At 69.3% G+C, this 12,778-nt stretch carries 11 protein-coding genes; 3 read left to right on the forward strand and 8 right to left on the reverse strand.

Going from position 1 to position 12,778, the window contains the following annotated elements; translation table 11 throughout:
- Both AOK22_RS01205 and AOK22_RS01210 read right to left on the reverse strand, forming a co-directional pair.
- Positions 1-1,386: phosphoribosyltransferase family protein (locus AOK22_RS01205; RefSeq protein WP_208606356.1), on the reverse strand; the 1,386-nt coding region annotated here is incomplete at its 3' end.
- 117 nt (positions 1,387-1,503) lie between these two features.
- Positions 1,504-2,676 (reverse strand): HpcH/HpaI aldolase/citrate lyase family protein, encoded by a 1,173-nt coding sequence (locus AOK22_RS01210; protein ID WP_055696634.1) that lies wholly within the window; start codon positions 2,674-2,676, stop codon positions 1,504-1,506.
- Between the two features lie 246 nt (positions 2,677-2,922).
- On the opposite strand from AOK22_RS01210, the gene AOK22_RS01215 reads away from it, so the two are divergent.
- Positions 2,923-3,798 (forward strand): TerD family protein, encoded by an 876-nt coding sequence (locus tag AOK22_RS01215; protein ID WP_055696635.1) that lies wholly within the window; start codon positions 2,923-2,925, stop codon positions 3,796-3,798.
- A gap of 66 nt (positions 3,799-3,864) precedes the next feature.
- Here AOK22_RS01215 and AOK22_RS01220 read toward each other — a convergent pair whose 3' ends face one another.
- From AOK22_RS01220 to AOK22_RS01245, 6 genes are all read right to left on the reverse strand, one after another.
- Positions 3,865-4,611 carry a TerD family protein gene (locus tag AOK22_RS01220; RefSeq protein ID WP_055696636.1) on the reverse strand — a complete coding sequence of 249 codons (747 nt, stop codon included), beginning with the start codon at positions 4,609-4,611 and terminating at the stop codon, positions 3,865-3,867.
- Between the two features lie 205 nt (positions 4,612-4,816).
- Positions 4,817-5,962 carry a DUF475 domain-containing protein gene (locus AOK22_RS01225; protein ID WP_055696637.1) on the reverse strand — a complete coding sequence of 382 codons (1,146 nt, stop codon included), beginning with the start codon at positions 5,960-5,962 and terminating at the stop codon, positions 4,817-4,819.
- Positions 5,963-6,026: 64 nt separating this feature from the next.
- Positions 6,027-6,602, reverse strand: a complete 576-nt coding sequence (locus AOK22_RS01230) for a TerD family protein (protein ID WP_055696638.1) — start codon at positions 6,600-6,602, stop codon at positions 6,027-6,029.
- Between the two features lie 131 nt (positions 6,603-6,733).
- Positions 6,734-7,309 (reverse strand): TerD family protein, encoded by a 576-nt coding sequence (locus AOK22_RS01235; protein WP_055696639.1) that lies wholly within the window; start codon positions 7,307-7,309, stop codon positions 6,734-6,736.
- A gap of 182 nt (positions 7,310-7,491) precedes the next feature.
- Complete coding sequence (locus tag AOK22_RS01240) at positions 7,492-7,959, reverse strand: peroxiredoxin (protein ID WP_055696640.1); 468 nt, start codon at positions 7,957-7,959, stop codon at positions 7,492-7,494.
- A gap of 421 nt (positions 7,960-8,380) precedes the next feature.
- On the reverse strand, positions 8,381-8,812 hold the full coding sequence (locus AOK22_RS01245; protein WP_055696641.1) for a DUF3052 domain-containing protein: 432 nt from the start codon (positions 8,810-8,812) through the stop codon (positions 8,381-8,383).
- Positions 8,813-9,182: 370 nt separating this feature from the next.
- Here AOK22_RS01245 and aceE point away from each other — a divergent pair, with 370 nt between their 5' ends.
- Together aceE and AOK22_RS01255 are read left to right on the forward strand one after the other, a co-directional pair.
- The gene (gene aceE / locus AOK22_RS01250) at positions 9,183-11,915 is read left to right on the forward strand and encodes a pyruvate dehydrogenase (acetyl-transferring), homodimeric type (protein WP_055696642.1); all 2,733 of its coding nucleotides are present in this window, start codon (positions 9,183-9,185) and stop codon (positions 11,913-11,915) included.
- A 135-nt stretch (positions 11,916-12,050) separates the two neighbouring features.
- Positions 12,051-12,778: potassium channel family protein (locus AOK22_RS01255; RefSeq protein WP_055696643.1), on the forward strand; the 728-nt coding region annotated here is incomplete at its 3' end.

Genomic DNA, 12,778 nt, shown 5'->3' on the forward strand with positions numbered 1-12,778 from the left:
GTGCGGGAGGGCGCGCGGCGGGGCCTGCGCCGGGACGTACGAAGGCGCGTCCGAGGACACGGACGACGCGGGCGCGGACGGCGACGCGGACGAGGGGACGTACGAGGGGACGACGGCCAGCAGGACGTGCCCGGTGTGCGCCGACAGCTGGGCGAGGAGTCCGTCCGGGGCGTGCAGGGACGGGGTGTCGGCGACCGAGTCCACGACGGCGACGATCGCGTCGAAGCCGCCGCCCGCGACGTTGTACGCGTACCGCGCGCCCGGGCCGTCGGCCGGGTCGTCATGGGCGGGGAAGGTGAGGCGGGTGCGTATCGCGTAGCCGGGGTCGTCCACGGCGAGCACCGGCGAGCGGGTCGTGGTGGAGAACCGCACCTCGGCGCCGGTCCGCCGCTCCAGCTCCACGCCGAGCGCGAGCGGCGCGTACATCAGCTCCTCGAAGCCGAGGACGAGCACCCGGCCGCCGCGGGCACCCCGCGGCAGCGCGTCCGCGATCCCGTCGGCCATGCCGGGCAGCGCCGCGTCGAGGGCCGCGCGGTGGGCGGGCGTGAAGCCGTGCCGGCCGCCGTCGGGCACGCCCGCGGGCCAGCCGAGCGCCACGCGGGTGACCGGACCCGGCTCGGCGCGCGGCCGGGGCATCGCGGCGCCCTCGTGCTCGGCGACCAGCGCCTGGCCCTTCTCCAGGACGCCGTCGGGCAGCCGTACCGTCCCGGAGGCCGTCGCGACGAGGTCGACGCGCGCGCCGATCTCCCGGGCGAAGTCGTCGAGCCGCCCCTGGTCCTCGGGCGAGCGCATGTCGACCAGGGCGACGATGACGTACCGCCCGCGCGGGAAGCGCTCGTGCAGGGCGCGGATCGTGTTCAGGACCGTGTTGCCGGTGGAGAACTCGTCGTCGACGAGGACCAGCGGGCCGTCCCCGGAGAGCAGCCGGGGGTCCTCGGGCAGCAGCAGGTGCGAGGTGGCGTGCGAGTGGGACTCCTCGAAGCCGCCCGCGCGCTCGACGCCCTCGACGGGGCGCCGGGTGGAGTGCAGGTAGGGCGCGAGGCCGACGCCGTCGGCGACCGCGTGGCCGAGGCCGGTCGCGGTCTCCGCGTAGCCGAGGACGACGGCGCGCCGCGCCTGGTCGTCACCGAGCAGGTCCCGCACCCGCACGCCGAGGTCGTGCCCGGCGCCGTACACGACCGAAGGGTGCTGCGGCACGTGCTTGCCCAGCACGTTCGACACCAGGAGGTGGGCCCGCTTGGGGTTGCGGCGCAGCGCGAGGCCCAGCAGGCCGGGCAGCGCCTCGTCGCCGTCGAGCCCGACCCCGAGCCGCTCGGCGACCCAGGTCCCCGACCAGGTCGCCGGCTGCGCCGCCGCGTGCTTCGCGTCTTCCGTCACGTACGTCATGTCCTTCGCGTTCGATTCCCTCGCATGCGGTTGCCTTGCATGCGGTTGCTTGCATGCGGTTCCTTGCATGCGGTCAGCCGCGTGCGATGGCGTGCGGCTCCGGTCTTTTGCCCGCGGTCAGCCGGGCAGCCCGGCGGTGAGCAGCTCCACGAAGCCGACGTCCTCCTTGGCGACGCCGAAGACCTCGGCGCGCCGCAGGGTCCGCTCGGCCCAGGCGCGGTGCGGCTTCACCTCGTTCATCTTGTTCGTGTACGAGGAGCGCAGGACGCCTCCGCCGCCGCGCTCGGGACGCAGGATGTCCTCGGCGTCGCTGAACTCCTCGTGGCTGACCACGGACAGCGCGTGCACGGGCACCACGTGCGAGGGGTGGATGCAGGTCTTGCCCAGCAGGCCGTTGGCGCGGTCGAGCTCGATCTCGCGGAGCAGGCCGTCCATGTCGTGCTCGATGAGGGCCTGGCGCAGCTCGTCGGCCCGGCCCTCCAGGAAGGGGCTGCGGCGCAGCTGCGGCTTGAACATCCGCTCCTGGACGCGGAAGTACTCCCACACGGGCCCGGTCACGGTGAAGCCCGTGCCGTCGGCCCTGCCGAGCACGTTCACCACGTCGGCGATGACGGAGGCGACGATCTGCACGTCATAGGCGGTCATGTCCGGCGGCCTGCGCAGCCCGTACGCCGAGCAGAAGTCGGTCACGCCGAGCCGCAGCGCGAGCACGCGGTCGCGGTACTTGTCGACGGTGCGGGCGATCCCTGCCAGCGTCTCGGCGCGGGTCTCCAGGTGCAGCAGCTCGGGCGACTCCAGGACGGGCATCGCGAAGAGCCGCCGCCCGGCGAGCCCGTCGGCCGCCTCCGCGGCCGCGACCGCCTCCAGGAACGGAACACCCCGCTCCTCGGTGAATTTGGGTAGTACGAATCCGGACAACAGTCGGACGCTTGTTCCCAGCCGTCGGACCAGGTCGGGTATCTGCTCGGCGGCGCGGACCCGGATGAAGAGCAGCGGCGGCTCCACACCGCGTTCGCCCAGGTCGGCGAATTGCCGGACCAGGTTCTCCTCGGCGGCCGTGACCTCGGCGTCGTCGATGGAGTCCTCCAGGCAGAGCACCATGGAGACCACTCCGCGACCGGCCTGCTTCAGGATGTCGTCGGCGAGACGGGGGCGGGTGGCCGGGCTGTAGAGCGTGGCCCCGAGGGCGGATGCGAGCAGGTGGGGCGGGGAGTCCGCGGTGAAGGCACACGGCTCCCGGTGGAAGAGGCGCTGCCGCACCTCTGGGGCGATGTGCCCGAAATGACGCATGAGATTCCCCTGCTGTCGCCTGCTCCGTCGACGTGGACCGCTTTGTGTGGCCGGTAATAGTACGTAGAGACGGGTGCCGGGGGTTCCCTCCGGGCATGAACTTCAGGTAACCCGGCCATGTCGTACACGCACAGCACACAACCGTCGCACGCTCGCACCACCCGCAGGTCAGGCGCCTGCCGACGCGGTCGGGACCTTGGGCCCCCCGCGTTGTCCCGTCCTGGCGGGGGAAGGCAGGATGACCGCATGACGCACGCGATGTTGAAGGGGTCGAACGTCCCTCTGGAGGCCTCGGCCGTCCGCGCCGTACTGCGCTGGACCCCCGGGCAGGGCGTCCCCGACGTCGACGCGTCGGCGCTGCTGCTCGGCGGCGACGGGCGGGTCCGCTCCGACGAGGACTTCGTCTTCTACAACCAGCCGCGCCACCCGGCGGGCAAGGTCTGGCGGCTCGGCAAGAAGCGGGTCGCCGAGGGCCTGACCGACACGATCCAGACGGATCTCGCGGGCATGGACCCGGCGGTGAGCCGGGTGCTCCTGGCCGCTTCGGCGGAGGGCGTCTCGTTCGAGCACGTACCCGCGCTGCGGATCCTGCTGTACGACGCCGCGGTCGCCGAGGGCGAACCGCTCGCGTACTTCGACATCACGCCGCAGACCGGTGAGGAGACCGCGCTGATCTGCGGGGAGCTCTACCGCCGCGGCGAGGGCTGGAAGTTCCGCGCGCTCGGCGAGGGGTACTCCAACGGCCTGGAGGGGCTCGCGTCCGACTTCGGGATCTCGGTGGACGACTCGGAGTCCGCGGCGCCGGAGCCCGCGCCCTCGACGTCGCTCCCGCTGCCGCCCCAGCAGCCGATGCCGCAGCAGCAGCCGGCCCACCCGTCGATGGCCCAGCACGCGCCGCAGTCGTCGCCGCAGCCCGCGTACGGCTATCCGCCGGAGCCGCCCCGCTATCCGGCACCCCAGCCCTCGTACGGCTATCCGCCGGCGGCGCCCACCCAGCCGACGCCGATCGCGCACGCGGCCCCGGTGGCGCAGCCCAGCTACGGCTATCCGCAGCCGGTGGCCCCGATCCCGGACCCGAACTTCCGGCTGCCGCCGCAGGGACCGCAGTTCCTGAACCGCTGAGGGCGGGGGTCGTGGCTCCGGCCCCGCCGGGGGCGGGGTCGGCGGGCGCCGGCGGGCGCACGGGGATCAGCCCACCTTGGACTTGTAGCCCCTGCCCCACTGCAGGCCCCAGCCGTACAGCCGGTCGAGCTCGGCCTGGAAGCCGTAGACGAACTTCACCTCGCGGCGGACCGTCAGCTCGCCCTTGACGTTCTCGATGGAGACCACCGCGCAGCTGCGGGCCTGCGGCTGGCGCTCGTCGAGGTCGATCTCGATGCGCGGGCCGTTGCTCGGGTAGAGCGTGACCTTCGCGTGCGTGCGGTCGAAGGCCGGCGTCTGGTCGTAGATGTATACGAAGACCAGCAGGCGCTTGATCGCCTCGCGGTGGTCCAGGTTGATGTAGAGCGTCTCGCCCGACCCCGAACCGAACCGGTCGTCGCCGCTGCCCTTCACGTACGGCGGCGAGTTGAGGCTCCCGAAGAAGTTGCCCAGCGGCTGCACCACCCCCTTGTCGCCGTCGGCCAGCTCGTACAGGCAGCCGAGGTCGAGGTCGACGTTGACCATGCTCTGCGTGTGCGCCTGGACCGGCTCGGGCCGGAACATCTGGAAGGGGTGCCGCAGCAGGCCCCCGCCGCTTCCGCGCTGTTTGCCGCTCATGAGGTCCGACGTGCGCATCTGCCAGGAGAGGTTGACGCGCAGGTTGCCGCTGGCCGCGCCCTGTTTGGTGAGCGAGACCGCCGGGTGCCGTTTGGTCAGCTCGATCGAGTTGGTCGCCGCGCTGCCCGACGCGAAGTCGTTCGACCGCCCGCGCCACAGTCCGTCCCAGAAGGACATGCCGCCCCCAAAAGTGCCCTTGTGCCACCTACCCGGACCGGTGTCCCCCGGCCCCGTGGACCGGCGGTGCCGGCCCCTTCACAGCGACGGGGCGGCCATGAGGACATCTCCTCGACGGCCGCCCCGCACAGAGCGTTCCTCACCCTGGCCGCCGTCACACTCCGGGGAACGGAATCGGACAGCGCGGCGAGGGAATCAGTCAGTCTCAGACCCCGGACGAGACCTCAGTCTTCTCGCCCGCGCTGTCTTTTCCCTCGGCCGCCGCCAGCGCGCGGTTGCGGCGCACGGACGAGAAGAACGACCAGGCGATCAGGAGGACACCGACGGAGCCGGTGATGACCTCGTGGATCTCGTACTGGATCGTGACCAGGAGGATCGCGGCGAGGGCACCGATCGCGTAGTGCGCGCCGTGCTCCAGGTAGACGTAGTCGTCGAGGGTGCCCTGGCGGACCAGGTAGACCGTGAGCGAACGGACGTACATGGCGCCGATGCCGAGGCCGAGCGCCATCAGGACGATGTCGTTGGTGATCGCGAAGGCGCCGATGACGCCGTCGAAGGAGAAGGACGCGTCCAGGACCTCGAGGTAGAGGAACATGAAGAAGGCGGCCTTTCCGGCCATCACGACCGCAGGAACCTTCTTCCCGGTCCGCTTGGCCTCTTCCTCCTGCTCGTGCTCGCGCTCCTCCTCTTCCTCCAGCTTGTTCTCGAAGTAGCTGGAGAGTCCGCCCACCACGAGGTAGGTGATCAGACCCGCGATACCGGAGATGAGGACCGTCTGCGCCTTGTCCACATGCGCGCCGCCGTGCTGGTGGGCGTTGGTGGCGAAGGTCATCGCGGTGACCATCAGGACGATGAGCGCGATGCAGACCGACAGCATGTCGACCTTGCCGAGCTTGGCCAGCGGACGCTCGATCCAGCCCAGCCACTTGATGTCACGGTCCTCGAAGATGAAGTCGAGGAAGATCATCAGCAGGAACATGCCACCGAAGGCGGCGATCGACGGGTGAGCGTCGGTCACCAGCTGCTGGTACTGCTCCTTGTCGTTGAACGCGAGCTTGACCGCTTCGATCGGGCCGAGCTTGGCGCTGATGGCCACGATCACGACGGGGAAGACCAGCCGCATGCCGAAGACCGCGATGAGCACGCCGATGGTGAGGAAGATCTTCTGCCAGAAGGCATTCATCTTCTTCAGGATTCCGGCGTTGACCACCGCGTTGTCGAACGACACCGAGATCTCGAGGATGGACAGGATCGCCACCACTCCGAAGCCGGTCCACCCCCCGTAGAACACCGCGGCGACCAAGCCGAGCGCGGTGACCGCGAACGACCAGCCGAAGGTTTTCAGAAGCACTGGCTACCCAATCGTGTGTGTACGGGCTCCCGTGTAGCGGTCTCCCCCGCGCCGGTCCCCGGCTTTAAGAAACGTTGACCCCGAAGTCTAGAGCGATGCCGCGCAGGCCTGACGCGTACCCCTGACCGACCGCACGGAACTTCCACTCGCCCCCGTAGCGATACACCTCTCCGAAGATCATCGCGGTCTCCGTCGAGGCGTCCTCGGACAGGTCGTAGCGCGCGAGCTCCTGACCGTCCGCCTGGTTCACCACACGGATGAAGGCGTTGCTGACCTGGCCGAACGTCTGGCCCCTGTTGTCCGCCTCGTGGATGGAGACGGGAAAGACGATCTTGTCGCAGTTGACCGGCACCTTGGAGAGGTCGATCAGGAGCGACTCGTCGTCACCTTCACCCTCACCGGTGAGATTGTCTCCGGTGTGTTCGACGGATCCGTCGGGGCTCTTGAGGTTGTTGTAGAAGACGAACCACTCGTCGCCGAGGACCCTGCCCGCGTTGCACAGCAGCGCGCTGGCGTCGAGGTCGAAGGGGGCGCCGGTGGTGGAGCGCGCGTCCCAGCCCAGTCCTACCAGGACCTGGGTGAGGTTGGGTGCGGCCTTGGAGAGGGAGACGTTGCCTCCCTTGGCGAGCGTGACGCCCATGGTGATGGTCCTCCCCGAGGTGACGAGAGCAGAAGTTCCCATGGTGCCGGGAACACACGGTGGTGAGCACGTCCGGCGCCGCACTGGTGTGTGTGCGGCGCCGGACGACAGGGCTAAGGGGCGAACTCGGCTCAGACGTTGACGCCGAAGTCCTGCGCGATGCCGCGCAGGCCCGAGGCGTAGCCCTGGCCGACGGCGCGGAACTTCCACTCCGCGCCGTGGCGGTACAGCTCGCCGAAGACCATGGCGGTCTCCGTCGAGGCGTCCTCGGAGAGGTCGTAGCGGGCGATCTCGGCGCCGCCCGCCTGGTTCACCACGCGGATGAACGCGTTGCGGACCTGGCCGAACGACTGCTGGCGGTTCTCCGCGTCGTAGATCGAGACCGGGAACACGATCTTCTCGACGTCGGCCGGCACCGCGGAGAGGTCGACCTTGATCGCCTCGTCATCGCCCTCGCCCTCACCGGTGGTGTTGTCACCGGTGTGCTCGACGGAGCCGTCGGGGCTCTTCAGGTTGTTGAAGAACACGAAGTTCTGGTCATTGCTGACCTTGCCCTCCGCGTTCGTCAGGATGGCGCTGGCGTCGAGGTCGAAGTCCGTACCGGTGGTGGTGCGGACGTCCCAGCCCAGGCCGACCAGAACAGCGGTCAGACCCGGCGCCTCCTTGCTCAGAGATACGTTGCCGCCCTTGCTGAGGCTGACTCCCACGAGTCCTCCCAATTGGTGTCCAGGGGCGGGGAGCCCCAAGCGTTGCGTTGCCATCGGATCAACGACTGGATCCTAGTGACCGGTTCCCGGCCGCCACAGGCTCTGCGCCTGAAGAATCACAGGGTGTCACCCCTGAAGGATCCGAGGGGTACCCCCTGAGGGACCAGAGGGCCCCCGAGGGATCAGAGGGTGTCCAGGGCCTTCACGTACTCGTTCAGGTCACGGGCGTCCGGGAGGCCGTTGACGACGCTCCAGCGCACCACGCCCTCCTTGTCGATGATGAACGTGCCGCGCACCGCGCAGCCCTTTTCCTCGTCGAAGACGCCGTAGGCGCGCGACACCTCGCCGTGCGGCCAGAAGTCGGAGACCAGGGGGTACTCCAGGCCCTCCTGCTCGGCGAAGACGCGCAGGGTGTGGATGGAGTCGTTGGAGACGGCGAGCAGCTGAGTGTCGTCGTTGACGAACTTCGGCAGCTCGTCGCGCAGCGCGCAGAGCTCGCCGGTGCACACGCCGGTGAACGCGAACGGGTAGAAGAGCAGCACCACGTTCTTCTCGCCGCGGAAGTCGGAGAGCTTCACGGACCGGCCGTGGTTGTCCTTCAGCTCGAACTCCGGGGCCTTGGTGCCGGTGGCGATTCCAGCGAGCGCCATGAGTACGCATCCCTTCGACGGGGCCCCTCGGGTGGGGCTGTTCGGGTGAGACCACCCTACGTCCGCCGATCCGGACAATCCGCACCCCCACACGCCCGAGGCCCCCGCCGACGGAATACGTCGACGGGGGCCTCAAGAACACCCTGAAGGGTTACACCGGGACCACCCCGAAGGGACACGGGCCACGGAAGCACCCCGAAGAGCCGCGGGGCACGAACGCCAGCCGCAGGCCCTACGGGGCCGTCGGGCGTGCGACTGGCGAGAGACTGCCGGGCACACGCCCCACGGGAAACTGTCGGGCACACGCCCCACGAGAGACTGCGGGGCACACGCCCCACAGAGGACCGTCGGGCACAGGGCTCACGGGGACCGTCAGGTGCATGCCCCACAGGGGCCGCGCCCGCTCGATCCGGGCGAAGCGCTAGCGCTTCTTGGCGGCGCCCTTCGGCGTGATCAGCCGACTGCCGCTCCAGTCCTTGCCGGCGTTGACGCTCTTGGTCGCCGACAGGCCCGCCGTGGTGGAGGCCTCACCGATGTCGCTCGGCTCGACGTACCCGTCCCGGCCGGTCTTCGGTGTGAGGAGCAGGATCGAGCCGCCCTCCTCCATGTACGCGATGGCATCCACCAGCGCATCAGTCAGGTCCCCGTCGTCCTCACGGAACCAGAGCACCACGGCGTCAGCCACGTCGTCGTAGTCCTCGTCGACGAGCTCTGTGCCAGTGGCAGCCTCGATGGCCTCGCGGAGCTCCTGGTCGACGTCGTCGTCGTAGCCGATCTCCTGGACCACCTGGTCGGGCTGGAAACCAAGCCTTACGGCAAGGTTCGTCTCCGCGTGGTCCGCGGTCGCGCTCACGGATTGCCTCCTGATCATGTTTTTGGGAATGCCTGTCAGCCACGCGCGTGCGCGGGGCGTTGGCCGTAGTCCACACGGGCGGGACGGATCGCGCAAGTACCCGGCCGCCGAGACCGCCGAAACGGTGACGTTCCCGACCGTGTCGCCGCAACTGCCGCCACATCCGTACGAGGCCGAACGGCTCTGCGAACCGGCTAGGCAGGATGGGCGTATCGTTGCGATTTGGGCCGAGCCTACCCCAGGGGGTCACCGGACGAGCGTCTCGGTTACCTATCGGTAGAGATGACGTTTGCGTCCACGCGGTACACGATGGGGAGCGGTGCACGGCCAGGCAGAACCCAGGCGAAAGCCCCAACAGCGAAGGAACAGCGTGGCTTCCGGATCCGATCGCAACCCGATCATCATTGGCGGCCTGCCCAGTCAGGTCCCGGACTTCGATCCCGAAGAGACCCAGGAGTGGCTCGACTCCCTCGACGCCGCGGTCGACGAACGCGGTCGCGAGCGGGCCCGCTACCTGATGCTCCGGCTGATCGAGCGCGCGCGGGAGAAGCGCGTCGCCGTGCCCGAGATGCGCAGTACGGACTACGTCAACACGATCGCCACCAAGGACGAGCCGTTCTTCCCCGGCAACGAGGAGATCGAGCGCAAGGTCCTCAACGCGACCCGCTGGAACGCCGCGGTCATGGTCTCCCGCGCCCAGCGCCCCGGCATCGGTGTCGGCGGTCACATCGCCACCTTCGCCTCCTCCGCCTCGCTCTACGACGTGGGTTTCAACCACTTCTTCCGCGGCAAGGACGAGGGCGACGGCGGCGACCAGATCTTCTTCCAGGGGCACGCGTCCCCCGGCATCTACGCCCGCGCGTTCCTTCTGGACCGGCTCACCGAGCAGCAGCTCGACGCGTTCCGCCAGGAGAAGTCGAAGGCCCCCAACGGCCTCTCGTCCTACCCGCACCCGCGTCTGATGCCGGACTTCTGGGAGTTCCCGACGGTCTCCATGGGCCTCGGCCCCCTCGGCGCGATCTTCCAGGCGCGCATGAACCGCTACATGGAGGCGCGCGGCATCGCCGACACCTCCAAGTCGCACGTCTGGGCGTTCCTCGGCGACGGCGAGATGGACGAGCCCGAGTCGCTCGGCCAGCTCTCCATCGCCGCCCGCGAGGGTCTGGACAACCTCACCTTCGTCGTCAACTGCAACCTGCAGCGCCTCGACGGCCCGGTACGCGGCAACGGCAAGATCATCCAGGAGCTGGAGTCCCAGTTCCGCGGCGCCGGCTGGAACGTCATCAAGCTGGTCTGGGACCGTAGCTGGGACCCGCTGCTCGCACAGGACCGCGACGGCATCCTGGTCAACCGGCTCAACACCACGCCCGACGGCCAGTTCCAGACGTACGCCACCGAGACCGGCGCCTACATCCGCGACCACTTCTTCGGCGACGACCAGCGCCTGCGCGCCATGGTCGAGAACATGACCGACGACCAGATCCTGCACCTGGGCCGCGGCGGTCACGACCACAAGAAGATCTTCGCGGCGTTCTCCGCGGCCAAGGCCCACAAGGGCCAGCCGACGGTGATCCTCGCCCAGACGGTCAAGGGCTGGACCCTCGGCCCGAACTTCGAGGGCCGCAACGCCACGCACCAGATGAAGAAGCTCACGGTCGACGACCTCAAGGGCTTCCGCGACCGGCTGCACATCCCGATCACGGACAAGCAGCTGGAGGAGGGCGCCCCGCCGTACTACCACCCGGGCCGCGACTCCGAAGAGATCCAGTACATGCACGACCGCCGCAAGGGCCTGGGCGGCTACGTCCCGACCCGCGTCGTGCGCGCGAAGCCGCTGCAGCTTCCCGATGACAAGACGTACGCGACCGCGAAGAAGGGCTCGGGCCAGCAGTCGATCGCCACCACCATGGCGTTCGTCCGCATCCTGAAGGACCTCATGCGGGACAAGGAGATCGGCAAGCGCTTCGTGCTGATCGCCCCCGACGAGTACCGCACCTTCGGCATGGACGCCTTCTTCCCGAGCGCGAAGATCTACAACCCGCTCGGCCAGCAGTACGAGGCCGTGGACCGCGACCTCCTCCTCGCCTACAAGGAGTCGCCGACCGGCCAGATGCTGCACGACGGCATCTCGGAGGCCGGCTGCACCGCCTCCCTGATCGCCGCCGGTTCGGCCTACGCGACGCACGGCGAACCGCTGATCCCGGTCTACGTCTTCTACTCGATGTTCGGTTTCCAGCGCACCGGCGACCAGTTCTGGCAGATGGCCGACCAGCTGGCCCGCGGTTTCGTCCTCGGCGCGACCGCCGGCCGTACGACCCTGACCGGCGAGGGCCTCCAGCACGCGGACGGCCACTCGCAGCTGCTCGCCTCGACCAACCCGGGCTGCGTCGCCTACGACCCCGCCTTCGGCTACGAGATCGCGCACATCGTCAAGGACGGCCTGCGCCGGATGTACGGCCCCGACAGCGAGGACGTCTTCTACTACCTCACCGTCTACAACGAGCCGATCCAGCACCCTGCCGAGCCCGCCGACGTGGACGTCGACGGCATCCTCAAGGGTGTCTACCGCTTCAAGTCCGGTGAGCAGGGCGCCATCCCGGCCCAGATCATCGCGTCCGGTGTGGCGGTGCCGTGGGCGGTCGAGGCCCAGCAGATCCTCGCCTCCGAGTGGAACGTCAAGGCGGACATCTGGTCGGCCACGTCCTGGAACGAGCTGCGCCGCGAGGCCGTGGAGGTCGAGCGCCACAACCTCCTGCACCCCGAGGAGGAGCAGCGCGTCCCGTACGTGACGCAGAAGCTCAGCGGTGCCGAGGGCCCGTTCGTGGCCGTCTCCGACTGGATGCGGAGCGTCCCCGACCAGATCTCCCGCTGGGTGCCCGGCACGTATCAGTCGCTCGGCGCGGACGGTTTCGGCTTCGCCGACACCCGCGGCGCCGCCCGCCGCTACTTCCACATCGACGCCCAGTCGATCGTGGTCGCGGTGCTGACCGAGCTCGCCCGTGAGGGCAAGGTGGACCGCTCGGTCCTGAAGCAGGCGATCGACCGCTACCAGCTCCTCGACGTCACGGCCGCCGACCCGGGCTCGGCCGGGGGCGACGCGTAAGGACAACCACACACGTCGCACGGCAATCCCGCGCACGTGGAGCACATCTCTCCTTTCTGTTCCGGAGGGCGACGGGTCTTGGGCCCCGTCGCCCTCCGGCGTTTTCTGCGGTGCGCGCGGTTCTACGATGCGCGCATGAAGGAACAACCGGCGCAGATCCGTTGGGAGCGGCGCACCCAACGCCCGCTTCTCGCGCTCGCGGTGGCGTTCGCCGTCGCCTATGCCGTGCCGATCGTGGCGCCCGACGCGCGCAGGGCAGTGACGCGGACGTGCACGGTGGTGGAGTGGGTCGTCTGGGGTTCGTTCGCTCTCGACTACATCGTGCGTCTCCTTCTCACCGATCACCGCAGACAGTTCGTCCGCACGCACTGGCTGGACCTGTGCGCCGTGATCCTTCCGATGCTTCAGCCACTGCGGCTGCTGCGGCTGGTCTCCACGCTGATGCTGGTCGGCCGACGGGCCCGGATGGCGTCACAGATCAGACTGACGACGTATGTCGCGGGTTCGGTGGTGGGCCTGTTGATGTTCGGCTCCCTGGCGGTGCTCTCCGTGGAGCGGGAGTCACCGAACGGGAACATCAAGACACTGGGCGATGCGGTGTGGTGGTCCTTCACCACGATGACCACCGTCGGCTACGGCGATCACGCACCGACGACGGGCCTCGGCAGGGTGCTCGCGGTCGGGCTGATGCTGTCGGGCATCGCGCTCCTCGGTGTCGTCACCGCGAACATCGCGGCGTGGTTCATCGCCCGGTTCGAGAAGGACGACGTCGAGGAGCGGCGCCAGACAGCGGCGATCGAGGCGCTGACGGCGGAAGTGAAGGCGCTGCGCGCACAGGTGTCGGCTCTGTCGGGGGCGGGGGC

The sequence above is a fragment of the Streptomyces silaceus genome (assembly GCF_001419745.1).
Taxonomy (GTDB): Bacteria; Actinomycetota; Actinomycetes; order Streptomycetales; family Streptomycetaceae; genus Streptomyces; species Streptomyces silaceus.